Here is a 26,377-nt window from a genome sequence, read left to right on the forward strand (position 1 = left end):
ATGTATCCCTTTTGTAATCTTGTTCTTGGGAATGGGGACCTCGTGTCCGCGATTGGCCGGGATCCCGCTGGAGTACCTGGCGCTATACGGTAGAAGGTATTGGGAAAAGTGGCAAGTCTTGTTTACAGAACTCAGATTAACCCAGAAAAAAATCAGCGCCCAACTTAACGTAAGGCGCTGATTTAATTTAAATCCAAATCAGTCCAGCAACTGGTCTGTCTTGGCTGCCATGATGAAGTCGTTGCGGTGCAGCCCCTTGATGGAGTGAGACCACCAGGTCACCGTGACCTTACCCCACTCGGTGAAAATACCGGGGTGATGAAATTCTTCTTCGGCAAGCTCTGCCAGCTTGTTGGAGAAGGCCATGGCCAGCTTGAAGTTTTTAAATTTGTACACACGCTCCAACTGCATGATGCCGTCGCGCACTTGTACGCTCCAGTCGGGGATCATCCGGATAAGCTCAGCCAGTTCGGCGTCAGTGACCTTGGGGGCATCAGCCTGGCAGGCTTCGCACTTCATGGATGCTAATTCGCTCATTACTGCTCCTGTAATTCTTCTATTTATTTAAACGGCCTTGGCCTTGGGCTCAAACAAGGGGGCATGCAGCCCTAGTTGTCTGGCTCGGGTGACGGATTGCATGATGTCCATACGGGCAATCTCATCAAGGAAATCAATATGTTCAATTTCAAAATAGACGGGCTGCATAATATCAATACGATAGGGTGTCCGCAGCACATCCAGCAAATCAAACGGTTTTCTCAAGGGTTTATCACCCATGGCATACAGCGTTTCGCCGGGTGAACTCAGGATGCCGCCACCGTAGATACGCAGCTCACCATCCCTTGGCTTCAGGAGGCCAAATTCCACGGTAAACCAATAGAGTCTGGCCAAATACACCCGTTCCTCTTTGGTGGCCGCCAGGCCCAGCTTGCCATAGATGTGGGAAAAATTGGCAAAGGCGGGATTGGTCAGCAGTGGGCAATGACCAAAGATTTCATGAAAAATATCCGGCTCTTGCAGATAATCAAACTCTTCCCGGCTGCGGATAAAGGTGGCCACGGGAAACTGACGGCTCGCCAGCAGTTCGAAAAAGCGCTCAAAAGAAATCAGCGCCGGCACCGCCGCCGTTTTCCAGCCAGTGGTATCCAGCAGCACCTCATCAACTTCAGCCAGTTGTGGCACACGATCCTTGGGCAGCGCCAGACGCTCCAGGCCATCCAGATATTCCTGACAGGCACGTCCGGGCAGATTCACTGCCTGACGTGCATAAAGCTCTGCCCAAATTTCGTTTTCCTGATCCGGATAGGCAATTACGCCGTGCGCATCAGGTTTGCGGGCAACATACTGTGTACTCATCTCGGGTTCACTTCAGGTTAACTTCAACCCCCCAATAGTGTTCCAAGGGCGGATTTTTGTTAACTGCCTCACGTTTTATTCCTGCGTCCTCTGCTAGCAAATTTCGTAAAGCTTTTATTACAATCGCAATACAGGGCAGTAACCAAACCATGGGGTTGATGTGTATTTTTGACAGGGTGATATCCCGAATGAACAGGACTGGTTCCAGTTTGCTCAAACAGGTGAAAAATTTAGCGAATTCACCTTAGGGTCAATGGTTTTTCACCAAGGCTCCATTACAATAGGCACAGATACAGATGTCGTGAAAGCCACGGCCAGAATCGACAAATCCCTTTTTGCACAGTTGCTAAGGAACACCATGAGACAAACCAAAATCCGTAAGGCCGTGATCCCTGTTGCCGGTCTGGGTACCCGGATGCTCCCTGCCACCAAAGCCATCCCCAAGGAGATGCTGCCGGTCGTGGATAAGCCACTCATCCAGTATGTGGTCAGCGAAGCCGTGGCGGCCGGGATTAAGGAAATTGTCCTGGTAACCCACGCCAGTAAAAACTCCATCGAAAACCATTTCGACACCAGTTTTGAGCTCGAAGCCCAACTGGAACGCCGGGTTAAGCGCCAGTTATTGGATGAAGTTCAGGCCATCTGTCCCAAAGATGTTACCGTGATAAGCGTACGCCAGGCACAGGCCAAGGGCCTGGGTCATGCCATCCTGTGCGCCCGCCCGGTGGTGGGGGACGAGCCCTTTGCAGTGCTCCTGCCCGACGTGATAATCGACGGCGCCAAGAGTGACCTGACCAGTGAAAACCTCGCTGCCATGGTGAGACTCTTCGATGAAACCAGCACCGGCCAAATCATGGTGGAAGCCGTACCCCATGAGATGGTGAATCAATATGGCATTGCCGACGTTAAAGGCCACCAGATGGTGAATGGCGACTCCGTGCCACTGGAGGCCTTGGTAGAAAAGCCAGCGGTAGACGAAGCCCCGTCCAACCTCGCTGTGGTCGGTCGCTACGTACTGCCTGCAGATATCTGGCCTTTACTGGCACGCACCCCTGCCGGAGCCGGCGATGAAATTCAGCTGACCGATGCCATCGCCATGTTGATGGAATCCGCTCAGGTCAATGCCTACGGCATGGTGGGTAAAAGCCATGACTGTGGCAACAAGCAGGGTTATATGCAGGCCAATGTGGAATACGCGCTGCGTCACCCCGAGCTTGGTAAGGAATTTGCCAAGTATTTGAAGCAACTGGTTAAAGGACTCAACTAAGGATGACGATTTTGGTGACCGGCGGTGCCGGCTACATTGGAACCCACACAGTGGTGGCCCTGCAGCAGGCTGGTATGGAGGTGCTGGTTCTTGACAATCTCTCCAACGCATGTGTCGAAGCACTGAACCGGGTCGAACAGATCACGGGGCAGGCGGTGCCCTTTGTGCAAGGGGATATTCTCGATAAGCCCCTGCTGATGAAAATCTTTATGGATAACGACATTGAGGCGGTGATCCACTTCGCCGGCCTCAAGGCAGTGGGGGAATCGGTTGCTCAGCCGCTGCGCTATTACGAAAACAATGTCACCGGTACCCTGGTGCTTTGCCAGGTGATGGCCGAATTTAACGTGAAGCAGCTGGTGTTTTCTTCTTCAGCCACCGTGTATGGCGATCCCGCCAGTCTGCCCATCACCGAAGACTTTCCCACAGGGGCAACCAATCCCTATGGCCAGTCCAAGCTGATGGTGGAACACATTTTGGCTGATTTGCACCATTCAGATCCCAGCTGGAATATCGCCCGCCTGCGTTATTTCAATCCCGTGGGTGCCCATGAAAGCGGGCTGATTGGCGAAGATCCCAATGACATCCCCAACAACCTGATGCCCTTTATCAGCCAGGTTGCCGTGGGCAAACGGGAAAAATTGTCGATTTTTGGCAATGACTACCCTACCCACGATGGCACGGGGGTGCGGGATTATATCCACGTGGTAGACCTGGCAGACGGACATTTGAAAGCCCTTGAAAAGCTGAGAACCCAACCCGGTCTGGTTACCTACAACCTGGGCACAGGTCAGGGCTACAGCGTACTGGATATGGTCAAGGCCTTTGAAAAAGCCTCAGGCAAAGCCGTGCCCTATGAAATAGCCCCACGACGCCCCGGCGACATCGCCGCCTGTTATGCTGATCCCGGCAAAGCCACCAAAGAACTGGGCTGGAAAGCAAAGCTCTCTGTGGATGAGATGGCCGCCAGCAGCTGGCGCTGGCAGTCCGGCAATCCCAACGGTTACCGATAAGATTCAGGCCCTTCGGGGCCTTTTGCCTATGAAAGAGAACATTAATTTAAGTCGCCGCCGACTCTTCAGTCGCCGCAAGGACAACGCCCTGCGGCCACCCTTTGTGCGCGATGATGTGGAGTTTACTGACCTGTGCAGCCGCTGCGGTGACTGCATAACGGTGTGCGAGACAAAAATCATCGTCAAGGGAGAGGCAGGATTCCCCGAAGTTCGCTTCGACAACGCCGAGTGCACTTTCTGCGGGGAATGCGCCAAGGTCTGTCCCGAGCCCATCTTTTCCCTCGATAAGTCCCCACCTTGGACTCTGGAGGCGAGTATCCAGGAGTCGTGCCTCGCTCACCGGGGCATTTGGTGCCAAAGCTGCAAAGATGCCTGCGATGTCAGTGCCATCCGCTTCACCCCGACTCTGGGCCGTGCGCCCACGCCGGAATTATTGCTGGATGCTTGCACCGGCTGCGGCGCCTGTGTGGCCCCCTGCCCGGCCGATGCCATTGTGATGATAAAACCCCAGACCACGCCTCAGTAATCCCCGCCAAAATCAGGTCACGGCGATTAACCTTTCTGAGGTAACGCCTTGGTAAAAATTGGGGAAAGGGTGATCATAACCGGGACACGTCGATGTATCTGGTTGGATTCTCTATTCCCTTAATCCCTTAATCCCTTAATCCCTTAATCCACTATTCCCCGCTCCCCTGCTCCCGCCCATAGCGCTTCGGCGCAGAGACTCACCATCTCCAAACATCGCGCCGATGTACCCCCTGCAAACTGAGAACTGAGCCAAATTTCTGACATTAGCGCCAAATATTAGTGGTTTGCACTGGCGCAAATCGGGAGTAACATCCATCAAACAAATTTCTCATACTTCGGAATTACCTCCAGAACTATGTTTGGAAAAAATACCAAATCCAGCGCAGGCCTCACTTTCATATCGCCTGGCACCCGCCTCAGTGGCGAAACCCGTTTCGAAGGCGATGCCCTCATTGGTGGTGAACTTCTGGGCAACGTTGAAGCGCTAAACAAGATAACCATTGAACCGGGCGGAGTCATTGATGGCGTGCTGAAATGCACCGAGCTGAAAGTGTCCGGGCAATTCAAAGGTAAACTCTTCTGTGAAAAGCTCATCATTGCCGGTGGCGGAACCGTTGAAGGTGAAGTTAAATGTGACCGCATGGAAATCTTCGAGGGTGGCCAGTTTATAGGGTTCAGGACCCGCGAAAGTGTCAGCGGCGAGCTGCTGGAAGCCAAAAAAGCCGACCATCAGAAAGACTCTCAGGTACTGCTGCGCCAGGAACCCGCTTGATTGGCATCCAGCCTTATCAAGGAAGGTGCTGAAACTTGCTTCTTAAAATCTTGCCTTCACCAAAACGCGGCCTGGCCGCGTTTTTTTGCTCCCCACGAGCGCGAGGTTAAGTGATTGTTAAAAACATGACATTTATCAAAGCCACAGTCGGCAGGCTTTGCTAGTGTAGTTACATTAATCACCCTCTTTTTTGCTCTCGATGAACAAGCCTTTGGATAAACAACTGGCAGAGCTCGATATTTTTTCACTGCTGCTCTTTCGCGCCATCTTCGAGACCGGGCACGCCAACATCGCTGCCAGACAGTTGGATGTGTCTGCCCCCAAAGTCAGCCGGGCACTCGCCAGCTTACGGCTTATCTTTGCCGATGAGCTCTTCTATCGCCGTCAGCAGGGGTTCAGACCAACTCCGCTGGCAGAGCAGATCTATCCTGCCATTCGCGAGCTGACCGACAGTATTAACCTCCTTGGCATGCAGCTTAAAGACCATCAGGCATTCCACAGACAAGAGTGTCAGGTATTCGACCTGGCCGTCAGTTCCGGGATACTGACGACCCTGGCGTTGGAATTCAACCGCAGAGAAGGGCTCTGCCCTTCCGTGGTGTTACATCATTGGCAGGAAAATACGGCCGACAGGATACATGCCGGCGAGCTGGATTTGGGCCTGGCATTGGCACCTGAACCACATACCGAACTCAGTTACGAACGCCTTTGCGACGCCCCCGGTCTTTGCCTGGTCGGCGCGGCCAATCACCCTATTTGGCAATATACCGATATTTGTCTTGAGCACATCTGCGAATATCCGTTTTTGTGCATGAACTACCCCGGATTCAACGATAAAGTTGACCCGCTGGAGCTGTTTTGCCACAGGGAAGGCCTTATTCCACCCACGGTGCTGAGGGTGACGGATAAAGAAGAATGGTTTGGCCATCTTTTGTGCCAACACAGCCTGGCATTTGCCTCGCCGCTGGAATGGGGATTACTGAATGCCTTGCCCGGTGTTGAAATCAAACATCTGCCTGCAAAGGAAATTTCCCGTCTGCACAGTGGTTCTGCCGTGCCCGGCCTCTACCTTATCGAAAAGCCTGCCCATCACCGCCGATACAGCCCAGACGACAGGGAAAAATTGCTGCACATTATCTCGCTCACATTGGGATTGGTAACCGAGGATCATCCGGTAAATTTCAGCATCTAAAATTACCAATTGCCCAAATCGAAATTCACAAATAAGAGTTTAAAAGCCTGTTTCACACATTTGAAACAGACTCACAACTACCACTTTATATATATATTCATCGTCCTATAGTGGAAATACTGCAATAGCAGTCTTAAAGGCTATAAAGGGACGCGATGATGAAAAACTACAACAGATCACTGCTGACGATAGCACTCCTCAGTGCTCTGACCCTTACCGCATGCGGCGACGGTAAAGATGGTCAGGACGGCGCACCTGGTACACCGGGCACTCCCGGTACCCCAGGCGAACCTGGTAAACCAGGTACCCCAGCCGGCTCGTTCGTAACCAGTGCAGATAAAGCCGCCGATGTGACTTTCGAAATACTCCCAGCCGACATCAACGTGGCTGGTTCAGGTGACTTTGCGATTAAATTCAAAGCCATGGGCAAGAACGCTCAAGGCAGTTCAGTCCCCTTCTCCGGACTGGATATGGTCTCGCTCTATTCAATGACCCTGGCGGCCAACAGCTCTGGCAGCGGCGCGCCACTGGAATGGGTGAACAATGCCATGGTGCAGGACCTGGGCTCTTCCATGTACTGTACTCTTACTGGCACCTACAGCTCCCGTGGACAAACAGGTAATGCGTGTATTCTGGTGGAAGATGCCGACGAGCCCGGCACATACACAGGTACCTGGACCCATGAAGGCGCAGCGCCCATCATGAACCCCAATGATGACCTCAATGCCACTCACCGCTTGTTCCTGCGCGCATATAACGTGAAGGACAGCGGTGGTACTGCGCTCTCTGACAAGGTGCTCTCTGACCGACTGGACTACGTGCCAGCCACAGGTGCCATCGTTGAAGCCACAGGCAAAGACACTGTGACCGACGCAGCCTGTATCAGCTGTCACGGCAACGTGGACGGCCGTATTGCGAATATAGGCGCCCACCACAATTATCAAAGTGTGGAAAACTGTATCGCCTGCCACAACCCCGACAACCAGCCCGATGAAGATCAACTCGCCGAAGGTTGGCTGTTTGATTTCGGCCCCATGATCCACCGTATCCACGCCGGACACCATATCAGTGACTTCCTCTCAGGCGAAGCCAAGGAATACTTTGGCGAACTGGGTTTCCCCGGCGAGCTGCGTGAATGTACCAGTTGCCACAATAACGGTCCTTCCTGGAGCAATAACCTGTACCGTCAGGCGTGCGTTGGCTGTCACATTAACGTTAACTTTGAAACCGGTGAAGGCCACTCTGATTTCGACTTGGCACAAGCCGACGATACTCAGTGTAAATCCTGTCACGCCAGTGGCAGCTTGAGCCCAGCGATTGCGCACAAGGTAGGCAACAGGGCAATTGAGCAAGAACAAGTCGTGCTTGATTTCCAAGGTGTGACAGTGACTGACAACGGCGACGGCACCAGCGCACTCACTGTAAAAACTAAGGTGACTATCAATGGTGCGACACCTGCCGATGGCACTATGCTGGATCCTTACATGCCACGTCTGTCTACCGGTCTGCTAATTGGTAATGTTGACACAGACGGCAATCCAATACGTGGATTGGGTATGCCTGTCAATGGCGTAGCAATGACAGGTGGTGTCCTGACAACGACCAAGAGCTTCCCGTCTTCGCGTCTGACAGGCTCTCTCTACGTGACTGCAGAAGTGATGGTATGCGGAGCGGGCGGTAAAGCCGTGATGTGTGCCAATGGCGACTACACAGAAGTATCTGCCAGCGCCCATGTTAAATACTACAATCTGGATGATCCGGACGCGGCAGCACTGCAAGCACGAATGAGCGACTTGGACCGCGTCACCGTGAGCGAAGCCAAATGTAACAGCTGTCACAATAACCTCACTCACATTAAGGCACCACGCCACGGTGTGAGCGAGTTTACCCAGTGTATGGATTGTCACAACAACAGATACCCTGGTTCATACCATGGCAATGTTGAATACAACACTGGCGAAGTTGATGCCGATGGTAACCCAATCATGGCAACTGTTGAAGGGTTAACCTACAGCAACCGCGACCTCATGACAGTGGCACACCGCTTCCACTCTGGAACATTCGGTGGTGGCATTTACCTCGATAAAAACATGGAAACTGTTGGTTACCCTGCCCCAGCGACAGACTGCAGCGTATGTCACAAAGACGATGCCAACTTCTTCGCCAACGACGGTGGTTTAACCTCAGGTAAGCGTTCAATTCAGGTCACCTCCACAGAGTACATTACCCCTGTGGCCGAAGCCTGCCGTACTTGCCACGCTCACTCAGATGGCGCCGCACTGGCCCACTTCAAGAGCAATGGTGCTTACGTTCAGGGTGAACCTGCAACCACCAGCAACCTGCCGGTAGAAAGCTGCGCCACCTGTCACGCAGAGGGTAAAGCTTACGGTATCGATAAGGTGCACGCAGAGGCCTCTCACTAAGAGGGTACCTTTGGGCTGCCCTGCAAAGCCCAGTTCTCTGCAAACCCATCGGGGGCCTTCGGGCCCCCGTTTTCATTCCTGATTGCTATGGCTTAGTGCTATGGCTGATTGCTAGGGTTGATTGCTAGGGTTGATTACTGAGGCTGAGTTGCAGCGCCTTGAACTCCCTCAGTCGCCTGGCAACAACCACAGGTTCATCATCAAGGGCATCGGCGGGGATATAGAGGTGATAGCCAAGCCGCTTATCCAGCAGCAGGCAGCGATGGCCAAACATCGCCAGCACGCCGCGATACCGCTCGCCATGGGTGAGCAGGGGGGTAAATTCGGCGCCAAGCTGGGTTTCAAGGGATTCGAGTGTGTCGTCCTGCGCCGCAGCCGTCATCAATAACGGACGCTGTTCGGACAAAAGCCCGGTGGCAAGTCTGGGAGAGATACTATCAAGCACCGGATTGATTTTTTTAACTTTAATGCCGATAAAAGGCAAGTCCAGGCTATCCAATCCCTGGCTTACGCGGGGGACATCGATGCGCTGAATGTTCTCCCAGTCAAGCCGGTATTGCCCTCTACGATGAAAAAACACCAATCCTCCGGCGTCGCCTTTGAGCGACTCGGGAGGTTGTGACACCTTGGCATACCCCAGCACCAGGCCCACGGCCCCCAGGGTAAATAGCACCAAGCCCGGGCCAAACCAGTGTCTGGCGGTGATAAAAATCAGCAGCGAAACACACAGCAGCAGTGCACTTATTACGGTTAAGGTGATGCCGTTTCGCTTGGTGGCCGCTACGATGGAAAAATGTCCATTTCTTTGCTCTGTCATGCCCCGTACCTCAACTCAAACCACAGAGTGCCAACATATTCATGGATAGCCTTTTGTGCGCTGTTCAGGGCGTCGGCATTTAGTCGCCACCAGGTGGATTGGCGCGCAGTAAAATCGGTGGGGGCCGCGTCTGCAGTGATTCCCTCGTGGGCAAACATGGCCATGGCCCGTGGCATATGGGCAGCTGAGGTGACAAGTCTTAATGCCCCCTGAAGCCCCAGCGCCTTTATCTGCCGAGCCTCTTCCAGCGTGTCCCTGGCAAGGGGCAAGGCAATTATCTGCGCCTCGGGTACACCAAGCTCCATCGCGGCCTGTTTCATCACGTCTGCATGGGCAAAACGATTGTAGTCACTGCGATAGCCACTCACGATGAGGGTGCAATCCTGCCCGAGTGACATTTGTTTAAGCCCTTCTGTCAAACGGGCCAGCGCCACCGGTGACAACTGCTGTACTGCGCTGCCGAAGATGGCATCATCATGCTCAGATCCCAGAACCGACACTACACAGTCACCCAAAATGGGCCTTGGGTTGGCGCTGTAGCGCTGCTCAAGTGGGCTGATTATCAAATTGCTGCCGAAGGTGGACGACAAAAATACCAGCGCGGCGATGGATAACATCAGCAGTGAACGCGCCAGCGCGCGTCGTCGCCATATCAAAAGCACCAGCAGCAACACCAACACCAGCAAAGGAATGGGCATCACCAGCAGTGAGAGGAGCTTTTTGAGTAAAAACATGGATAAATCTTGCCTTAAACGCGATGAGGCAAGAGCTTACCCAAGGAGAGAAGTTGTGGCCAGCTGAAAAAACGCCTTGCCGGCATGAAAGCAGACAAGGCGTTTTCTGAGTCATCGGAAAATCGCGACGATAGCAGGATCAGCGCTTTTCCCACAGCCAGGCGGCGCCGCGGACGCCGGAAGAACAGCCATAGAGGTTCTGTACCACAGGGGTGCGGCACTCACGGCCCACAACATACTTTGGCAAAATGGCAGGCAGCCGGGCATAGATAGCCTGCACATTGGACATACCACCGCCGAGGACGATGGCATCGGGGTCGAGCATATTGATCACATGGGCAAGCGAGCGGGCCAACCGGTCCAGATAGCGGTCAAATACCAGATTGGCGAGCTCATCACCAGCATCTACCAAAGACATGATTTCCGCGCCATTTTGAGCGGTGCCACCACTGTTCCTGAAATCACGCACAAAGCCAGTGCCAGAGACAAAGGTCTCGATGCAATCTTTGTTGCCGCAAAAGCATTCGGTGGTGTTGAATTCATCCGGGCGCATCCAGGGCAAGGGGTTATGGCCCCACTCACCGCCAATGCCGTTGCCGCCTTCATGCACCCGGCCATCGAAGGCAAGCCCGGCGCCGCAACCCGTACCTAAAATGGCGCCAAACACCACGCGTTTTCCGGCAGCCGCACCATCTACGGCCTCAGAGACCGCAAAACAGTTGGCGTCGTTGGCGACCCGCACTTCCCGGTTGAGTAGAGCACCCAGGTCACGGTCAAGAGGATGACCATTAATCCAGGTCGAGTTGGCATTTTTCACCAGCCCTGTATAGGGAGAAATCACGCCGGGAATGCCAATACCGAGACTACCCTGAGTCCCCAGCGTGGCTTCGGCTTCGTTCACCAGGGTCACAACGGCATTCAGAGTGCCCTGATATTCTCTTGGCGTCGCAATACGCTTACGGAAAAGCTCACTGCCATCTTCTCCCAAGGCCACCAGCTCAATCTTGGTGCCACCGAGATCCACCCCCATTCGCATCATCTGCTTTCTCCATTTCAGCCTGGGCTGTTAATGAGTGTTCCACCCCGGGGCAGTTGCCATAAACCAAGGGTTAAGAAGCTGTTCTTTTTTGTTGTAAACCAGCGGGTTGGACTCGCCATACACCACCACCCTGCCCCCGGCGCTCTCCAGCACCGCCTGGGCAGCTGCCGTGTCCCACTCGCTGGTTGGCCCAAGACGCGGGTACAGGTCTGCCCGCCCTTCGGCAAGCATGCAAAATTTAAGCGAGCTGCCCACACTGAGAAGCTCATGGTCGCCAAGGTCGGCCAAATAACCCGCCATCTCGGCAGACTGATGTGAGCGACTGCCAACAACCACGGGAACGTCGCGTTTTTGCGCACTACCCTGCAATGGTTGCTGCTTTCCCTGACACTCGAGCCAGGCGCCCAGTCCCTCTGCTCCGAGATAACAGGTATCCAGGACGGGGGCAAACACCACACCGGCTACGGCAATGCCATCTCTCACCAGCGCAATATTGACGGTAAACTCACCATTGCGCTTGATAAACTCCTTGGTGCCATCGAGGGGATCGATAAGGAAGTACTCCTGCCACTGACGGCGGGTTTCCCAGTCAATAACGGCCTCTTCTGACAGCACCGGTGTAAACGGAAAGGCCGCAGCGAGCTGCTCGATTATCACGGTATGGCTGGCCAAATCAGCGGCAGTCACCGGGCTGTCGTCGCTTTTCTGAGTCACGGCCACGTCACCCTGCCCGTACACTGCCATTATGGCCGCACCAGCCTGACGGGCTATCTGCCCCAGCTTATCCAGTGTCGTTTTATCCAATGCCACCAATGTCATATATCCTCCTGCAACCTGTGGTCCGTGATGTTCTGGCCAAGCAAAAACCGCCATTATGCCACTGGCACCCGGTAGGAAATAATAACAATTTCGTTAAATTCAGTGCCAAAGATACTAAGGCAGCACCTGCTCTGAGAAAAGACCTGCCTGAGGCTGTGCATTCGTATTCAGGGCGAACACGGGTGGCCCAGCCGCCATATCCAGCTGCGAGGTCTGGCAACCCAATCAAGCGGCCAGTTCAGAGCACCGGCCTGAAATAGCGGATGAGTTCGTCAAGATGTTGATGGCCCCGTTGCTGTAAAAAATGCAATAACGCCATAGGGCTCTCATTAAGGAGCCGCTGGCGGGGATAATCGGCGGCATCCACAATAGCCAGCGAGCGGTCAAATCCCCCCAAATCAAAGGCAACGTGGGCATCAGATCCCATCACCAATTGGGCGTCCAATTTTGTGGCCATTCGCGCTATGGCAAGACAATTCTCTTCGCTGCCCTTACGGGAAGCCGTAAAAGAAGAGTTGTTGATTTCCAGCGCCACATTGCATGCCTTGGCAGCACCGACCACCGCCTCCACATCAATGGGGTACGCCGGGTTACCCGGATGCGTGATGATATCTACCAGCCCCGACTCCATGGTGGCTATCATGGCGCGGGTGTGGGTAAGCCTGTCGGCGGGGGCAAACACAGGCTCATGAAATCCGGCCTGCACCAGATCAAGCTCCGACAGATACTCGCCGAAATAATCAATTTCGCCTTTTTCATTCATGATGTTGGCTTCAATACCCCGCAGAATCCCCACCCCATTCCATATTCTGGGCAGCACACGTAAATTCACAAAATGCCAGAAATGCGGTGCATCTTTCATCGCCGGACCATGGTCCGTGGTGGCAAACAGGCGAATGCCCTTTTCCTTCGCCACCGCCAGATAATCATGGATGGTACTGTAGGCATGGGTGGACGCCACTGTGTGGCTGTGAGTATCGACCGGAAACTGCATGGGATTCTCCTTCATGGCTTTGGATAACACTCTAGCAGTTGTCACAGCTCAGTTTCGAGATGAGTGCCCATCTTTTATTGTCTGCTCATCACGGCTCTCAAGCTCAGGTACCGGGCCTCTGTGAGGGCATACTTGCATGTTTAGCATCGGAAAACATAGCGACTTCACCCCATCCTGCGTATCGCGTATGCTGGGTGATCTCCACTTTGTTAATCAGGGTACAGCCATGAAATTCTCCCGCTATTTTTTCAGCTTACTCACGACACTGCCGCTGTTGGCCTGCACTCAGGTAGAAGCCCCAGTTCCAGAGGCGCTTTCGCAATCAACAGGTCACACTGCTGGGGCGGCACAACCTCAGGAAAGCGTAATCGGCGGATCCCTGCCCATTGGAGACAGCAGCCGTACTTCGCTTGATTGGCAAGGCAGCTATGAAGGCGTGGTTCCCTGCGCCAGTTGTGAAGGTATCAAAACCCGACTGACATTGAATAACGATGGAACTTACCTGCTGCAAAGCCAATATCTGGGCAAAGAACAGGATGGTAAAGAACCCAAGGTTTTTGAGGAGCAAGGCAAGTTCAGCTGGAATGCCAGCGGTGGTGCCATCCAGCTTGAAAACGGCGCCTGGTATCAGGTAGGAGAGAATCAACTGTTTATGCTGGACAGGGAAGGAAAGCGCATAACAGGCGTTCTGGCAGGGCACTATCGCCTGCTGAAAAAGCAGAGCGCTTTGCTGCCTAGATTCTAGATTCTAGATTCTAGATTCTAGAAGCAGTGTTTACTCTGCGCCCCAGATACACTAAGTGTCGACCGAAAAGCGTCTTGGCAGCCCGCTTGCGGCGTTATCAGTGATAGTAGTTTAGATACCAGTCGGCAAAGGCTTTTACCCCCTGCTCTATCCCCACCTTGGGGCGCACGCCCGTGATGGCAAACAAATCTTCTGTATCCGCCCAGGTGGCTTTTACATCGCCGTCCTGCATCGGTAAAAACTGCTTGATGGCCTTACGGCCAAGGGCATTTTCGAGGGTTTCGATAAAGTGCATCAGAGATACCGGGCTGCCGTGGCCGATATTCAGTACCCGGTAAGGCGCTGAGCTTTCACTGCTGGAGCCACTTTCTACCGACCACTGAGACGATGTGCTTGGCGGCAGCGGCAGCACGCCTATTACGCCCTCAATGATATCGTCGATAAAGGTAAAGTCGCGGCTCATATCGCCTTGATTAAACACCTTGATGGGCTCACCTGCCATAATCGCCCTGGCAAACAACATGGGCGCCATATCCGGTCGGCCCCAAGGTCCATAAACGGTAAAAAACCGCAGCCCCGTGCAGGGCACGCCATAAAGGTGGGCATAACTGTGTGACATCAACTCATTGGCCTTTTTAGTGGCCGCATAGAGGGAAACGGGGTGATCTACCGAGTCACTGGTGGCGAAGGGCAGCTTTTTGTTAAGCCCGTACACTGAGCTTGAGGACGCATACACCAGATGCTTTACGCCGGTTTGGCGACACCCTTCAAGAATATTGAGATGCCCCACCAAATTGGCATCGGCATAAGCATGGGGATTGTCGATGGAGTAACGAACCCCCGCCTGAGCACCAAGATGCAGCACCCAATCGGGCTTTATGGTCGAAAAAAGCGTTGCAATCGCCCCGCGGTCGGCAAGCTCCATTCGCTGAAATTGAAAGTGGGGATGAGATGCGAGAGCAGCCAACCTCGCCTGCTTCAAAGAGACATCGTAGTAATCGTTAAGATTATCGATGCCATGAACCTGATGTCCCTGCGAAAGCAGCCTTTTGCATGCGGCAGCGCCAATAAATCCGGCGGCGCCTGTGACCAATATTTTCATGGATTGGCTCACTTAATTCTCCTTACACTGCCATAAGTCATCAGAGTACCTTGCGCACATCAGGATGCTTTACCGAGCGACCACGGCCAATACCGTAATAGGCAATGCCTTTGGCCTCAAGCCTTGCCGGGTCGTACAGGTTTCGGCCATCAAAAATCACCGGCTGCTTCAAAAGGCGCTTGATTTCATTAAAGTCCGGCGCCCTGAAACTCGACCACTCGGTGCACACGATAAGACCATCGGCGCCACTTAGCGCCGCTTCCTTGGTACCAAGCAGCTTAAGCTCGTCGCGCACACCGTAAATGCGCTGTGCTTCGGCCATGGCCTCGGGGTCAAATGCCTGCACTGTGCCGCCTGCAGCGATAATCGCTTCGATGACCACCCGGCTTGGCGCCTCACGCATATCATCGGTTTGGGGTTTAAACGACAGGCCCCAGAGCGCAAACACCAGCCCGGACAAATCATCGCCAAAGTGTTGTTTCACCAGCTCAGGTAAGCGCTGCTTTTGCTTGAGATTAACCGCTTCCACTGACTTGAGCACCCGAGCGTCAACACCAATTTTTTCAGAGGTTTTCACCAGAGCTTTAACGTCTTTCGGGAAACAGGAGCCCCCATAACCACAGCCGGGGTAGATAAACTGATAACCGATGCGCGGATCGGAGCCAATCCCCTTACGCACCATTTCAATATCGGCGCCAAGGTGTTCGGCGATATTCGCCATCTCATTCATGAAAGAAATTTTGGTGGCCAGCATGCAGTTGGCCGCATACTTGGTCAGTTCGGCGCTGCGCACATCCATAAAGATCATGCGGTCGTGATTGCGGTTAAAGGGCGCGTAAAGCTCCCGCATCACGTCCTGGGCGTCCTGCGAATCGCTACCAACAATAATGCGATCAGGGCGGCGGCAGTCATCAAGGGCAGCCCCTTCTTTGAGAAACTCAGGGTTAGACACCACATCAACACAGATATTCAAATCCCGTGAGGCCAATTCAGCCGCTATGGTGTCCCTCACCTTATCGGCCGTGCCCACGGGCACAGTGCTTTTATTGACCACAATTTTGGGGTCAAACATGTGCAGCCCAATGTCTCTTGCCACCGCCAGCACGTGGGCCAGGTCAGCGCTGCCGTCTTCATCAGGGGGCGTCCCCACGGCGATAAAAAGCACCTCACCATGGGCAACGCCGGCAATGGGATCCGTAGAAAATGACAAACGTTTATGGGCAGTTTGTTCCTTTACCAGGGCTTCGAGACCTGGCTCATAAATCGGGATCTGACCTTTATCGAGGCGCTCAATCTTAGCGGCGTCTATGTCTATACACAAGACATCGTGTCCCACTTCCGCAAGCACTGCGCCCTGTACCAAACCAACGTAACCTACACCAAACACTGTGACTTTCATCGGTGTCCCCGTTTCTCCACATTATGTTTAAGCATGCCATACGTTTTGTCGCAAGCATATGACAGAACGCATAAAAAATGCGCAGCGGGTATTGCACAGCGACAAACTAACGAGGTGTAAAAAGCGGCGCCATGGCGTCTTTGGCTGAAAGTAAAGGTAGCCCTTCAATAGGCCATTGAATTGCGAGGGATGGGTCATCCCACCGAATACTGCGCTCGTCCTCGGGATGATAAAAGTCGCTGCATTTGTAACTGACGATGGCACTTTCTGACAGCACATAAAAACCGTGGGCAAAACCTTTGGGGATAAAGAGTTGCCTGTGATTTTCTGCAGAGAGCGTTTCCCCCACCCATTTGCCATAGGTGGGCGATTCGGGACGAATATCGACGGCCACATCAAATATAGTGCCCGACAGCACTGAAATAAGCTTGTCCTGCGGATGCGCTTCCTGCCAGTGCAACCCCCTTAAGGTGCCCCTTTTGGACAAGGATTGATTGTCCTGCACAAAGGTGACCGGCGCGACCAGCTCGGCAAATCGCTGCTGCTGCCAGCTTTCGAAAAAGTATCCCCGTTCATCCTCAAATACACTGGGGATAATAAGTTTTACTTCATTGATTGCAGTGGTTAACACCTGCATAAGTGGCTCCTGCAATGTAAAAAGATAGGGGCTGTTGACGTTTCACGGTTATTTTTGCAGTAATTTGGCTGGTGTTTTTGCAAGGCAAAGTCCGTGCTGTGTAGTGACTCTACATAAACGGACGCTAACGTAGCAGAAACATCAGCCAAATGCTGCCCGAAGGGTTCGCCTGGCAAGCCTTGCTCTTTGTCACTCGTCACTTGAGTAGAATAACTACACATCATTCCTCGTTTCGTGAGCACAGGCTCGCCAGAGCGAACAAAATTTAATCTCGAAGTGTCAACAGCCTCTAACAACCAGGGTTTGTAACTGAGGTCACGGCCCTGGCCTTGGCTTTCAGAATGTTAACTAACTCACTCTGCCAGTCTGCGGCAGCAACCCCATATAATGCTTTGATTTTACTGCCATCAAGCCTCGAGTTTGCAGGCCTCTGCGCAGGGGAGCCGAACTCACTGGCGCTGATAGATGTTATTGTTGGTAGTTGGTGGATGACGCAAAGCCTGTATGCCTCAGTCAAAATGCTCCTGGCAAACTCGTACCAACTGACAAAGGGTTGGCCGGAAAAGTGATAGACGCCCCAAGGGCCATTTCTCTCCACCGATTGCCTGGCAAGTTGCCAAATCGCCCGGGCCAGTTCAGATGCGGGCGTCGGTCCCCCAACTTGGTCTGCCACAACCCGTAGCTCTGACCTGGATGCCGCCAAACGCAGCATGGTATTGACGAAGTTGTTACTGTCAGCATCAAAAATCCAGGATGTTCTGACGATAAGATGCTTGGCACAGTTGGCGACTATGGTTTGCTCTCCCAACCACTTGGAATGTCCATACACAGACAAAGGGGCTGGCGAGTCTTCTTCGTTGTATGGACGGTCGAGGAGACCATCAAACACATAATCGGTAGAGAGATGTAGCAGGACGGCGTCAGCCGCTGCTGCTGCCTTGGCGAGATGCTCGCAAGCCCCGCTATTGATTCGCGTACACAGTGCTGTCTCTGCTTCAGCCTTATCCACAGCAGTATACGCCGCGCAGTTGATGACCAATTGCGGCTTATGAAATAACACATAATCAGTGATGGATTCAGGTTGCAAATAATCCACTTCGCTTCTGCCTGGGACCAGTAACTTGTAACCTGCAGGCTTGAAGGCCAGCAACGCTCTGCCGACCTGGCCGCTGGAGCCCAGCAACAACACTCTCATCACACCATCACCTTGATTGTAAGAAAACAGAGCGGGCTAAAGCTCTGCCAGAAAAAACAGAGCGCTTCGCTTCGCTTCTAGATTCTAGATTCCAAGTTCCAGGAAAACGGAACGCTTCGCTTACAGAAAACCGAACATTCGCAGGCTCACTACCGAACGCTGCGCTACTAGAAAGCAGAAAAAGCAGAGCGCTTCGCTTCTAGATTCTAGAAGCCCGCTTTGCGGGCGCTCTGTAGCTGCGAAGCAGCGTTCGGTAGGCCGAAGGCCTTGCTGTAGCCACGAAGCAGCGTTCCGTAGCTCGCCTCGCGAGCGTTCTAGCAGCAGCGATTTTTGCTGCGTCCTAGAGACACGAAGTGTCGTCCTAGAAGCCCGCTACTCGGGCGCTCTGTAGCTGCGAAGCAGCGTTCTGTAGGCCGAAGGCCCTTCTGTCGCCACAAAGTGGCTTTCTAGAAGCTGGCTTCGCCTCCGCCCTAAAGCGAAGCGTCCCAGACCAGCTGCCGTAAATAATCCCCATACCCACTCTGACTAAGCGCCTTTGCGTGCTGCAACAAGGTCTCTGTCGATATCCAACCGTTGCGGTATGCAATTTCCTCCAAGCAGGCAATTTTCAGCCCCTGACGCTTCTCTATGGTTTGCACAAAATGCCCGGCTTCCATTAGAGCATCGTGGGTCCCCGTGTCCAACCAGGCAAAGCCGCGACCAAGCACACTGACCTGCAACTGGTTGGCTGCGAGATAGGCATTATTGATGTCGGTAATTTCAAGCTCTCCGCGTGCCGAGGGCCTAAGGCTTTTTGCAAACTCAATGACCTGGTTATCGTAAAAATACAAGCCGGTGACAGCGTAATGGGACTTGGGCTCGCGAGGCTTTTCTTCAATGCTGACAGCACGGCCTGTGTTATCAAACTCCACCACGCCAAATCGCTCGGGGTTCGTGACATGGTAGGCAAAAACCGTAGCGCCAAGGGAGCAATCCGCGGCCTGCTGCAGCTGCCGGGAAAAGCTTTGGCCGTAGAAAATATTGTCACCCAGGATGAGGGCAACCTTGTCATTACCGATAAAGTCTTCACCGATTAAAAACGCCTGGGCTATCCCTTCGGGTTTGGATTGAACTGCATAACTGATGCGAATGCCAAGGCCACTGCCATCACCGAGCAAAGATTGGAAACCTGCAAGGTCACTTGCCGTGGATATCAGCAGGATGTCGCGAATGCCGGCAAGCATAAGCACCGACAGTGGATAGTACACCATGGGTTTGTCGTACACGGGCAACAACTGCTTGGATACGCCGCGGGTAATAGGATAAAGCCTGCTACCGGTACCGCCCGCCAGGATAATGCCTTTGGTCTTTTGAGTGTTAAATGCTGAATGCTGAATGTTAAGTGACATGACTTTACTTAGTTTGATTCTGCTGAGCAGATTTTACGATAGCAACAATGAGCTTGATTAGCTCTTCACTTTGTTCCAACAGCGACAGAACATGGGAATCATTGCTATTCAGGTAATCTGTTTCACACAACAGCAATAGCCAATAGTGAGTCTCTCTGGCTTCCTTGCTCGCTATCGCCATTTTCGCAATAAAATCAGCATGGCTTTGAGCGGATTGGGCTTCATTCACATTGGCCCCAATCGAAGTCCCCGATCTGAGTAACTGCTTTGAGAGCACGAATTCTTTTTTATTTTTCACTAAGTGCTGGCTGAGCTTCACTATCCTAACAGCAAATTGAAACGACTTATAAAGCACGGCGTTACCAGGCATCAGCGTTACTCCATAAGTTCACAATTAACCATTCACCATTCACCATTCACCATTCACCATTCACCATTCAGAACATACCACTCAACCGTTTTACGCAGACCGGATTCAAAGGTCTCCTGCGGTTTCCAGCCAAGCTGCTCGGTAATTTTGCTGGCATCAATGGCGTAGCGCACATCATGGCCGGGTCTGTCGGCCACGAAAGTGATGAGACTCTCGTAATGTAGAGTATTGGGGGATGCATGATGAGGATTGAGCTCCTGTGTGCGTTCATGCAACGGAGCCAACTCATCGAGGATCGCACAAATGCTTTTAACCACCTCGAGATTTTGACGCTCGCTATTGCCGCCGATGTTATATGTCTCGCCTACCCGCCCACGGGTCATTACGGCCAGCAGTGCCCGTGCGTGGTCCTCCACATAAAGCCAATCGCGGCTTTGGTTTCCTTGGCCATACACGGGTAACGCCTTTCCCGCCAGTGCATTTTGAATAGTCAGCGGAATGAGTTTTTCCGGGTATTGAAATGGCCCATAGTTATTGGAGCAGTTGCTGACAACGATTGGCAAACCATAAGTCCGGTGCCATGCCCTAACCAGATGATCGCTTGAGGCCTTGGAGGCGGAATAAGGTGATGACGGCGCATAAGCACTGCTTTCGGTAAATGGCGCGGCTGTTTTTAACGTTGAATCATGAATGCTCAATGGTGAACTTGCACCATCAGTGTTCAATTCAGCATTCTCAACCAAACATTCAGCATTAACCTGGTCAGCCAGATCCCCAAATACTTCGTCGGTCGAAACATGATGAAATCGAAATGCGTTTTTACGCATGTCGTCGAGCTGCCGCCAATATTCACGGGCAACTTCCAACAAGGTGTAAGTGCCCACTATGTTGGTTTGGATAAAGGCATCCGCACCTGTTATAGAGCGATCGACATGGGTTTCCGCAGCTAGATGCATCACCACATCGGGCTGATGGCGAGCAAAAACCGCCCCAAGTGCCTGCCTGTCACAGATGTCGACACGCTCAAGCGCGTATCTGGCGCTTTCTGCTGCCTCAGCGACAGATAACAGATTTGCCGCATAAGTTAGCTTGTCGACATTCACCACGCTGTGTTCAGTGTGACTGATTAAATGTCTGATTACCGCCGAACCGATAAAGCCGCAGCCACCTGTAACAAGAATCTTCATGGACAACCTCAATAAAGCAGAGCGGGCTAAAGCCCTGCCAGAAAAAGCAAAGCGCTTGGGCTTCTAGAGCGTCGCTGCGCGACTGCCAGGATCTAGGTTCTAGGTTCCAGGAAAACGGAACGCTTCGCTTACAGAAAACCGAACATTCGCAGGCTCACTACCGAACGTTTCGCTTCCAGAAGCCCCCTTCGCGGGCGCTCTGTAGCCGCTTGCGGCGTTCCGTAGGCCAAAGGCCGTTCTAGAAGCCCGTTTTGCGGGCGCCCTAGCAGCAGCGATTTTTGCTGCGTCCTAGAGACAAGAAGTGGCGTCCTAGAAGCTGGCACCGCCAGCGCTCTGTAGCCGCTTGCGGCGTTCTGTAGGCCGAAGGCCGTTCTGTAAGCTCGCCTCGCGAGCGTTCTAGCAGAAGCGTTTACGCTGCGCCCTTAAGCCCAGCTAATAACTTTGCCCAGCCAAAATACAAAAAAGCCAGCAAGTTTACCCTGCTGGCTTTAAGTGTGGCAAATAGGTCCAGGGCTTATGCTGGAAATACGGCCCTTACTGCATCCGCAATCAGCTCAGCATATTGATTGGCCTTTACGGCGTCTTTGGCTTCAACCATTACACGGATGAGGGGCTCAGTACCTGATTTACGCAGCAATACGCGCCCATCGTTGCCAAGAGCCGATTCGGCCGTTGCAACCGCATCGGATACCGACGGATGCGACAAGCCAACGGCTGCATTGCCATTGAGACGCACATTAATCAGCACCTGAGGAAACATATTTAGCTCAGTAATGGCATCAGCAAGGCCTGCACCAGATTCCAGCAACGCCCTCAGCACCTGCAGCGAAGCGACTATAGCATCCCCAGTTGTGGTGAAATCAAGCATCAGCAGATGGCCGGAGTTCTCACCGCCGAGGCGCCATCCCGTTTCTTTAAGCAGCTCAACAACGTATCTATCACCCACTTTGGCACGCTTGAAAGGGATACCAAGATTGGCAAGAGCCTGTTCAAACCCAAGGTTTGACATCAGGGTGCCAATAACCCCGGAAACCTGCTCACCTCGCTGCTGGGCGGATTTAGCCAGCAAATACAATAACGCATCGCCGTCAATGACCTGACCTTTACTGTCGACCATCATTAACCGGTCGGCATCGCCATCCAGCGCAATACCCAAATCCGCTTCGTGGATCATTACGGCTGTTTGCAGGCTATCCATGTGGGTAGCACCACAATGCTCGTTAATGTTAATCCCATCGGGCTTATCGTTGATGCTGATGACTTCAGCCCCCAACTCACGATACACATTCTTGGCAATGTGATAGGCCGCGCCATGGGCACTGTCGACCACAATTTTAAGGCCAGTTAAAGAAAGGCTGTTTGGGAAAGTGCCTTTACAAAATTCAATATAACGCCCTGCGGCATCGTTAATGCGTCGAACCTTACCCAGCTTGTCGGAAGCAACACACGTCATGGCACCACCTTCGATAGCTGAAACCAGCAGTCGCTCGATTTCGAGTTCTTGCTCATCGGTAAGCTTGGTACCTGTATTAGAAAAAAACTTAATACCATTATCGTAATAAGGGTTATGTGAAGCACTGATAACCACACCGGCATCGGCCCTGAAGGTAGAGGTAAGATAGGCAATCGCAGGGGTTGGCAGTGGGCCGGTTAAGGCCACATTGACACCGGCCGCACAAAAGCCAGCTTCCATGGCAGATTCGAGCATATAACCACTGAGGCGGGTATCCTTGCCGATAATCACTTCTTTGGTACCTGATGCTGCCATCACAGTACCCGCAGCCCAGCCCAGTTTCATCGCAAAATCAGGAGTTATCGGAAACTCTCCCACCTTTCCACGTACACCATCGGTGCCAAAGTACTTCCGTGACATACAACACATCTCCAAAAACAGAAGGCCAGGCATAACCCTGGCCTTGAACAACTACACAATGTTAAATACAAGCGCATTCAATGAACAATTTATTGATGCCTGACTGCCACTTACTGGCCTTTCAACGCCACAACGTTTGATCTGTCTTCGACATGGCGCCGGTTTAACCATACAAGATCACAGATCCCATCTGTTGGATTAAAACCTGTGGGCGCCTTCAGCATCAGCTCGCGAATGGATTCATGATCAAACGCGTGACAAGCCATATCCAGTTTGTCGAGTACTGGCTTGAGCTCTTCCCACGTTAAGAACACTTCATGGGCTGTCATAATCCGCTCGTGCCCAGTGCCTTCAACGTTATCGCCGATAAGCAATTCTTCGTACAGCTTCTCCCCGGGACGAAGACCACTAAACTGGATTTCGATATCCCCATCTGGATTATGCTCATCTTTCACTTCGAAGCCTGACAGCCGAATCATCTTACGGGCAAGGTCGACAATTTTAACGGATTGCCCCATATCGAGTACAAAAACGTCGCCACCTATACCCATAGCCCCGGCCTGAATAACCAGCTGTGATGCTTCAGGAATTGTCATAAAAAATCGGGTAATTTCAGGATGAGTGACCGTAACGGGGCCACCGTTAGCAATTTGTTTACGGAACAAAGGCACCACAGAACCACTCGAGCCAAGTACGTTACCAAAACGCACCATACAAAAACGCGTACCGGAATTCAGTTTCGAAAGCGCTTGAAGCACCAGCTCGGCCATTCGTTTGGTGGTACCCATCACATTCGTGGGGCGCACCGCTTTATCCGTTGAAATGAGAACAAAAGTCTCAACACCGGTCGCTATTGCCGCTTGAGCCGTATAAAGGGTGCCAAATACATTATTGCGAACCCCTTCTACCACATTGTGCTCAACCAGGGGAACATGCTTATAAGCCGCTGCATGATAAACAGTTTGTACTTTAAACGCTTCCATGACGGCCTGAACACGATTTTGGCGTTGTACTGAGCCCATCATAGGGAATAGTTCAACGTCGAGACCGAGCTCTGCTCTAATCGCCTGAAGTTCCCGTTCGATGGAGTAAAGACCAAACTCGGACAACTCAAACAACACCAGCTTGCGTGGCGCCAGTCGTAATATCTGCCTGCACAGTTCAGAGCCGATGGAACCACCCGCACCTGTCACCATCACGACTTTACCGGTAATGTTAGCCGCCATTAAATCCTTTCTTGGCGCTACCGCATCCCTGCCAAGTAAGTCTTCAATCTCTACTTCTTTTACGTCACTGAACAGCTTATTACCACTGACTAAATCAGCCATGGCGGGCAAGGTCATTACCTTTACCGATAAAGGTTCAAGAGTCTGCAAAATTTGTTGACGACGTGCCCGGCTCGCACTTGGCATGGCCAAAAGCACTCTTGACGCTTTTTGCTGCTTAATCAGTTTTTTTATGATTGAAGGGGAATGCACATGTAGCCCCTGGATCACAGTGCCATGCAAGGTTTCATCGTCATCGACAAACGCGAAAGGATGGTATTCATGACTTTGTGCAAGCGCCAACGCGGTTTGCCTTCCACTTACACCAGCACCATAAATGATGACAGGCTCACCTCGACGGTTAATGCCATTCCCCACCAGTGACCGCATCAGCGCTCTGGCCCCGCCTACGAATACCAACGCAAAGGAAGCAAAGATAAATGGAACCGTTCGCGGCAAGTCTACCGACAAAAAGTAAGCAAAACTCACCATGGCAAGCGTGCTAACAATCACACCAAGCACTATGGCTGTCATTGCCTGAGTACCGAGATACCTGAGCACTGCACGATAGAGACCCAGCTTGACAAACGCCGCAATACTCACTGGGCAAACCAGTGCAATAAGCAGCCAAAATTGACTGTTAAGCACTACCTCAACAGAGTCCAGCCTCACGAACAACGCAAACCAGAAGGACAAGACCAAAAACACTGAGTCAACCGCCACGCTAACCATACGTTTGTGTGGCCGCTTAAGCGAAAATAAAAATTGGAAAAAGTCCATTTTTCTACCTCCCTTTGAACAAAAAGAGCGAATCAACCAAGCCCAGTGCCTTTACAGGGTTAAGCATGTCGGTGGTGCAAGGGTTACCCAATCAGCGACTGATTCTCCGTAACTCAAGGCTGCTCCAGGGAGTACCCAAGCTCCGACCCCTAATAGGGATGTACCAGCCATTACTGCTCCAACGCCAAGATGGCTATAGTCACCCATTGCAGTATCATGGTCTGCAACAGCATTAGGATTTAGTATGCACCCAACTCCTATTGTTGCGAATGCACCTACAACAGCACCAGCCATTACCAATGCACCTCGACCGACTTTCGCCAACGGACTAACAAATGCTTTGGGGTGGAAAATGTTAACCAAGTTAGCCCCGCTAAGTAGTACGCTCTCAATTTTGTCTTTCCTGATACGATTATTACCGATAGCAACTACAACACCATCGTATTGCGAAGAGAAACTGGCAAAACTGTCAGTTTTTCCAATCACTTTAAACTGAACAGGCCCCGTATGTGAAGGGTAGCTATCGTCTAAAAAATCAATAATCTGCCAATCACCAGACATCATTGCGGCCTCATAAACCGTTCTACCGAAACTACCAGCGCCAATAATAAGCAAAGATGATCCAGCCACAGCACGACCTCACTTGACGTTAATTAACTCATATTCCAAAATCTGTAATTGTCCATCATAGAAATTAATGGTTCTATCTGAAAGACGAGATTTAGATATAACTGCCTTCCAAACGACCACCTTTATACCATCAACGAAATAGAATGCACCTGGATACGGCCGCGTAAGAGCTCTTACCATCCTATGTGCATCAAAAACTGAACCTGTTAAATCAATTAAGCCATCTTCGGGTTTACGCCCTGGCCATTCAGTAGCTAACGACTCGTCTTGCTCTTTTAATACTAAATCGTCTGCCATCAATGAAGGAATTACCTTCTTGATCAAACTAATATGAGCAGCATCAACTTCCTGATATAAAATGTTAGCATCAACTTGATTGTCTAGGGCAATTTCAATTTGATCAACCACTGGACCGGTGTCTACTCCGGAATCCAATTTAAATAAGGTAACACCCGTCTTAGATAAACCTTTAAGAATGGCCCAAGGAATAGCTGCGCGGCCACGGCCAGTGGGTAGTAGCGTTGGGTGCATACCGAGAACGCCCCGCTTTGGCGCTTCTAGAACCTCCTGAGAGGCAATTTGAGACCAGCCAATGATAAAAAGCCAGTCCAATTGGGCATCTTTGATTGATTGAATCACCTCGGGATTATTTACATGGGATGCCTTTAGCAAAGGTATACCCTTTGAGTTACAAAAGGAGTCCAAATATATCCTACCAGACTTTGATTTAGCTTGATTATCTAACAACGATATAGCCAAATCCAATTTACCACCAACCTCATATATAGCCTCCATACAGGAGTAGCCGAGTTGTACACAAGTTACAAAACCAACTTTAATCATAAATAAACC

Annotated in this window: 25 protein-coding genes; 7 read left to right on the forward strand and 18 right to left on the reverse strand. The window is 52.0% G+C overall.

Annotated features, from left to right (window positions below; genetic code table 11):
* Window positions 1–198: 198 nt before the first annotated feature.
* A complete protein-coding gene (locus SAMA_RS11650) occupies window positions 199–537 on the reverse strand; it encodes a 4a-hydroxytetrahydrobiopterin dehydratase (protein WP_011760334.1) in 339 nt (112 codons plus the stop codon).
* A gap of 27 nt (window positions 538–564) precedes the next feature.
* On the reverse strand, window positions 565–1,356 hold the full coding sequence (gene phhA / locus SAMA_RS11655) for a phenylalanine 4-monooxygenase (RefSeq protein WP_011760335.1): 792 nt from the start codon (window positions 1,354–1,356) through the stop codon (window positions 565–567).
* 358 nt (window positions 1,357–1,714) lie between these two features.
* Here phhA and galU point away from each other — a divergent pair, with 358 nt between their 5' ends.
* From galU to SAMA_RS11685, 6 genes are all read left to right on the forward strand, one after another.
* Window positions 1,715–2,623, forward strand: a complete 909-nt coding sequence (galU, locus tag SAMA_RS11660; RefSeq protein WP_011760336.1) for a UTP--glucose-1-phosphate uridylyltransferase GalU — start codon at window positions 1,715–1,717, stop codon at window positions 2,621–2,623.
* A gap of 2 nt (window positions 2,624–2,625) precedes the next feature.
* Complete coding sequence (galE, locus tag SAMA_RS11665) at window positions 2,626–3,636, forward strand: UDP-glucose 4-epimerase GalE (RefSeq protein ID WP_011760337.1); 1,011 nt, start codon at window positions 2,626–2,628, stop codon at window positions 3,634–3,636.
* A 28-nt stretch (window positions 3,637–3,664) separates the two neighbouring features.
* Entirely contained in the window at window positions 3,665–4,162 is a 498-nt protein-coding gene (gene napF / locus SAMA_RS11670) for a ferredoxin-type protein NapF (protein ID WP_011760338.1), read from the forward strand.
* 357 nt (window positions 4,163–4,519) lie between these two features.
* Complete coding sequence (locus SAMA_RS11675) at window positions 4,520–4,936, forward strand: bactofilin family protein (RefSeq protein ID WP_011760339.1); 417 nt, start codon at window positions 4,520–4,522, stop codon at window positions 4,934–4,936.
* Between the two features lie 211 nt (window positions 4,937–5,147).
* Window positions 5,148–6,128, forward strand: coding sequence for a LysR family transcriptional regulator (locus SAMA_RS11680; RefSeq protein ID WP_198134279.1), 981 nt, complete (start codon window positions 5,148–5,150; stop codon window positions 6,126–6,128).
* Between the two features lie 155 nt (window positions 6,129–6,283).
* Window positions 6,284–8,551 carry an OmcA/MtrC family decaheme c-type cytochrome gene (locus SAMA_RS11685; protein WP_011760341.1) on the forward strand — a complete coding sequence of 756 codons (2,268 nt, stop codon included), beginning with the start codon at window positions 6,284–6,286 and terminating at the stop codon, window positions 8,549–8,551.
* 124 nt (window positions 8,552–8,675) lie between these two features.
* On the opposite strand, the gene SAMA_RS11690 is transcribed toward SAMA_RS11685, so the two are convergent.
* The 5 genes from SAMA_RS11690 to SAMA_RS11710 all read right to left on the reverse strand — a co-directional run bounded on the left by SAMA_RS11690 (window position 8,676) and on the right by SAMA_RS11710 (window position 12,954).
* Window positions 8,676–9,368, reverse strand: a complete 693-nt coding sequence (locus SAMA_RS11690) for a DUF2982 domain-containing protein (RefSeq protein ID WP_011760342.1) — start codon at window positions 9,366–9,368, stop codon at window positions 8,676–8,678.
* Window positions 9,365–10,102, reverse strand: a complete 738-nt coding sequence (locus SAMA_RS11695; protein ID WP_011760343.1) for a YdcF family protein — start codon at window positions 10,100–10,102, stop codon at window positions 9,365–9,367. Before SAMA_RS11695 ends, SAMA_RS11690 begins: the two co-directional genes overlap by 4 nt.
* Before the next feature lie 139 nt (window positions 10,103–10,241).
* Complete coding sequence (gene mak / locus SAMA_RS11700; RefSeq protein ID WP_011760344.1) at window positions 10,242–11,141, reverse strand: fructokinase; 900 nt, start codon at window positions 11,139–11,141, stop codon at window positions 10,242–10,244.
* Window positions 11,142–11,168: 27 nt separating this feature from the next.
* Window positions 11,169–11,960 carry a 3'(2'),5'-bisphosphate nucleotidase CysQ gene (cysQ, locus tag SAMA_RS11705; protein WP_041409837.1) on the reverse strand — a complete coding sequence of 264 codons (792 nt, stop codon included), beginning with the start codon at window positions 11,958–11,960 and terminating at the stop codon, window positions 11,169–11,171.
* A 238-nt stretch (window positions 11,961–12,198) separates the two neighbouring features.
* Entirely contained in the window at window positions 12,199–12,954 is a 756-nt protein-coding gene (locus SAMA_RS11710; RefSeq protein WP_011760346.1) for a phosphatase, read from the reverse strand.
* Between the two features lie 136 nt (window positions 12,955–13,090).
* Here SAMA_RS11710 and SAMA_RS11715 point away from each other — a divergent pair, with 136 nt between their 5' ends.
* A complete protein-coding gene (locus SAMA_RS11715; RefSeq protein ID WP_011760347.1) occupies window positions 13,091–13,699 on the forward strand; it encodes a copper resistance protein NlpE in 609 nt (202 codons plus the stop codon).
* 97 nt (window positions 13,700–13,796) lie between these two features.
* Here the strand turns inward: SAMA_RS11715 and SAMA_RS11720 are convergent, their stop codons facing one another.
* From SAMA_RS11720 to SAMA_RS11770, 11 genes are all read right to left on the reverse strand, one after another.
* Entirely contained in the window at window positions 13,797–14,801 is a 1,005-nt protein-coding gene (locus SAMA_RS11720; RefSeq protein WP_011760348.1) for an NAD-dependent epimerase, read from the reverse strand.
* A gap of 40 nt (window positions 14,802–14,841) precedes the next feature.
* Window positions 14,842–16,200 carry a UDP-glucose dehydrogenase family protein gene (locus SAMA_RS11725; RefSeq protein ID WP_011760349.1) on the reverse strand — a complete coding sequence of 453 codons (1,359 nt, stop codon included), beginning with the start codon at window positions 16,198–16,200 and terminating at the stop codon, window positions 14,842–14,844.
* 106 nt (window positions 16,201–16,306) lie between these two features.
* Window positions 16,307–16,837 carry a dTDP-4-dehydrorhamnose 3,5-epimerase gene (gene rfbC, locus SAMA_RS11730; RefSeq protein ID WP_011760350.1) on the reverse strand — a complete coding sequence of 177 codons (531 nt, stop codon included), beginning with the start codon at window positions 16,835–16,837 and terminating at the stop codon, window positions 16,307–16,309.
* 289 nt (window positions 16,838–17,126) lie between these two features.
* The gene (gene rfbD / locus SAMA_RS11735; protein WP_011760352.1) at window positions 17,127–18,032 is read right to left on the reverse strand and encodes a dTDP-4-dehydrorhamnose reductase; all 906 of its coding nucleotides are present in this window, start codon (window positions 18,030–18,032) and stop codon (window positions 17,127–17,129) included.
* 470 nt (window positions 18,033–18,502) lie between these two features.
* Window positions 18,503–19,420 carry a glucose-1-phosphate thymidylyltransferase RfbA gene (rfbA, locus tag SAMA_RS11740; RefSeq protein ID WP_011760353.1) on the reverse strand — a complete coding sequence of 306 codons (918 nt, stop codon included), beginning with the start codon at window positions 19,418–19,420 and terminating at the stop codon, window positions 18,503–18,505.
* Between the two features lie 4 nt (window positions 19,421–19,424).
* Window positions 19,425–19,790, reverse strand: coding sequence for a four helix bundle protein (locus SAMA_RS11745; protein ID WP_011760354.1), 366 nt, complete (start codon window positions 19,788–19,790; stop codon window positions 19,425–19,427).
* Between the two features lie 53 nt (window positions 19,791–19,843).
* Complete coding sequence (locus SAMA_RS11750; RefSeq protein ID WP_011760355.1) at window positions 19,844–20,977, reverse strand: dTDP-glucose 4,6-dehydratase; 1,134 nt, start codon at window positions 20,975–20,977, stop codon at window positions 19,844–19,846.
* A gap of 514 nt (window positions 20,978–21,491) precedes the next feature.
* Window positions 21,492–22,850: a phosphoglucosamine mutase gene (gene glmM, locus SAMA_RS11755; protein WP_011760356.1), complete on the reverse strand. Its 1,359-nt coding sequence runs from the start codon at window positions 22,848–22,850 to the stop codon at window positions 21,492–21,494.
* Between the two features lie 110 nt (window positions 22,851–22,960).
* Window positions 22,961–24,895, reverse strand: a complete 1,935-nt coding sequence (locus tag SAMA_RS11760) for a polysaccharide biosynthesis protein (protein ID WP_011760357.1) — start codon at window positions 24,893–24,895, stop codon at window positions 22,961–22,963.
* A gap of 51 nt (window positions 24,896–24,946) precedes the next feature.
* Window positions 24,947–25,525: a PglD-related sugar-binding protein gene (locus tag SAMA_RS11765; RefSeq protein WP_011760358.1), complete on the reverse strand. Its 579-nt coding sequence runs from the start codon at window positions 25,523–25,525 to the stop codon at window positions 24,947–24,949.
* A 9-nt stretch (window positions 25,526–25,534) separates the two neighbouring features.
* Window positions 25,535–26,368 (reverse strand): formyltransferase family protein, encoded by an 834-nt coding sequence (locus SAMA_RS11770; RefSeq protein WP_011760359.1) that lies wholly within the window; start codon window positions 26,366–26,368, stop codon window positions 25,535–25,537.
* Window positions 26,369–26,377: the final 9 nt, after the last annotated feature.

The sequence above is a fragment of the Shewanella amazonensis SB2B genome (assembly GCF_000015245.1).
GTDB lineage: Bacteria > Pseudomonadota > Gammaproteobacteria > Enterobacterales > Shewanellaceae > Shewanella > Shewanella amazonensis.

Coding starts and splice junctions, on each gene's coding strand:
- SAMA_RS11650 (WP_011760334.1), bottom strand. CDS start 537: ATGAGCGAATTAGCATCCATGAAGTGCGAAGCCTGCCAGGCTGATGCC.
- phhA (WP_011760335.1), bottom strand. CDS start 1,356: ATGAGTACACAGTATGTTGCCCGCAAACCTGATGCGCACGGCGTAATT.
- galU (WP_011760336.1), top strand. CDS start 1,715: ATGAGACAAACCAAAATCCGTAAGGCCGTGATCCCTGTTGCCGGTCTG.
- galE (WP_011760337.1), top strand. CDS start 2,626: ATGACGATTTTGGTGACCGGCGGTGCCGGCTACATTGGAACCCACACA.
- napF (WP_011760338.1), top strand. CDS start 3,665: ATGAAAGAGAACATTAATTTAAGTCGCCGCCGACTCTTCAGTCGCCGC.
- SAMA_RS11675 (WP_011760339.1), top strand. CDS start 4,520: ATGTTTGGAAAAAATACCAAATCCAGCGCAGGCCTCACTTTCATATCG.
- SAMA_RS11685 (WP_011760341.1), top strand. CDS start 6,284: ATGATGAAAAACTACAACAGATCACTGCTGACGATAGCACTCCTCAGT.
- SAMA_RS11690 (WP_011760342.1), bottom strand. CDS start 9,368: ATGACAGAGCAAAGAAATGGACATTTTTCCATCGTAGCGGCCACCAAG.
- SAMA_RS11695 (WP_011760343.1), bottom strand. CDS start 10,102: ATGTTTTTACTCAAAAAGCTCCTCTCACTGCTGGTGATGCCCATTCCT.
- mak (WP_011760344.1), bottom strand. CDS start 11,141: ATGATGCGAATGGGGGTGGATCTCGGTGGCACCAAGATTGAGCTGGTG.
- cysQ (WP_041409837.1), bottom strand. CDS start 11,960: ATGACATTGGTGGCATTGGATAAAACGACACTGGATAAGCTGGGGCAG.
- SAMA_RS11710 (WP_011760346.1), bottom strand. CDS start 12,954: ATGCAGTTTCCGGTCGATACTCACAGCCACACAGTGGCGTCCACCCAT.
- SAMA_RS11715 (WP_011760347.1), top strand. CDS start 13,091: ATGTTTAGCATCGGAAAACATAGCGACTTCACCCCATCCTGCGTATCG.
- SAMA_RS11720 (WP_011760348.1), bottom strand. CDS start 14,801: ATGAAAATATTGGTCACAGGCGCCGCCGGATTTATTGGCGCTGCCGCA.
- SAMA_RS11725 (WP_011760349.1), bottom strand. CDS start 16,200: ATGAAAGTCACAGTGTTTGGTGTAGGTTACGTTGGTTTGGTACAGGGC.
- rfbC (WP_011760350.1), bottom strand. CDS start 16,837: ATGCAGGTGTTAACCACTGCAATCAATGAAGTAAAACTTATTATCCCC.
- rfbD (WP_011760352.1), bottom strand. CDS start 18,032: ATGAGAGTGTTGTTGCTGGGCTCCAGCGGCCAGGTCGGCAGAGCGTTG.
- rfbA (WP_011760353.1), bottom strand. CDS start 19,420: ATGTCACTTAACATTCAGCATTCAGCATTTAACACTCAAAAGACCAAA.
- SAMA_RS11745 (WP_011760354.1), bottom strand. CDS start 19,790: ATGCCTGGTAACGCCGTGCTTTATAAGTCGTTTCAATTTGCTGTTAGG.
- SAMA_RS11750 (WP_011760355.1), bottom strand. CDS start 20,977: ATGAAGATTCTTGTTACAGGTGGCTGCGGCTTTATCGGTTCGGCGGTA.
- glmM (WP_011760356.1), bottom strand. CDS start 22,850: ATGTCACGGAAGTACTTTGGCACCGATGGTGTACGTGGAAAGGTGGGA.
- SAMA_RS11760 (WP_011760357.1), bottom strand. CDS start 24,895: ATGGACTTTTTCCAATTTTTATTTTCGCTTAAGCGGCCACACAAACGT.
- SAMA_RS11770 (WP_011760359.1), bottom strand. CDS start 26,368: ATGATTAAAGTTGGTTTTGTAACTTGTGTACAACTCGGCTACTCCTGT.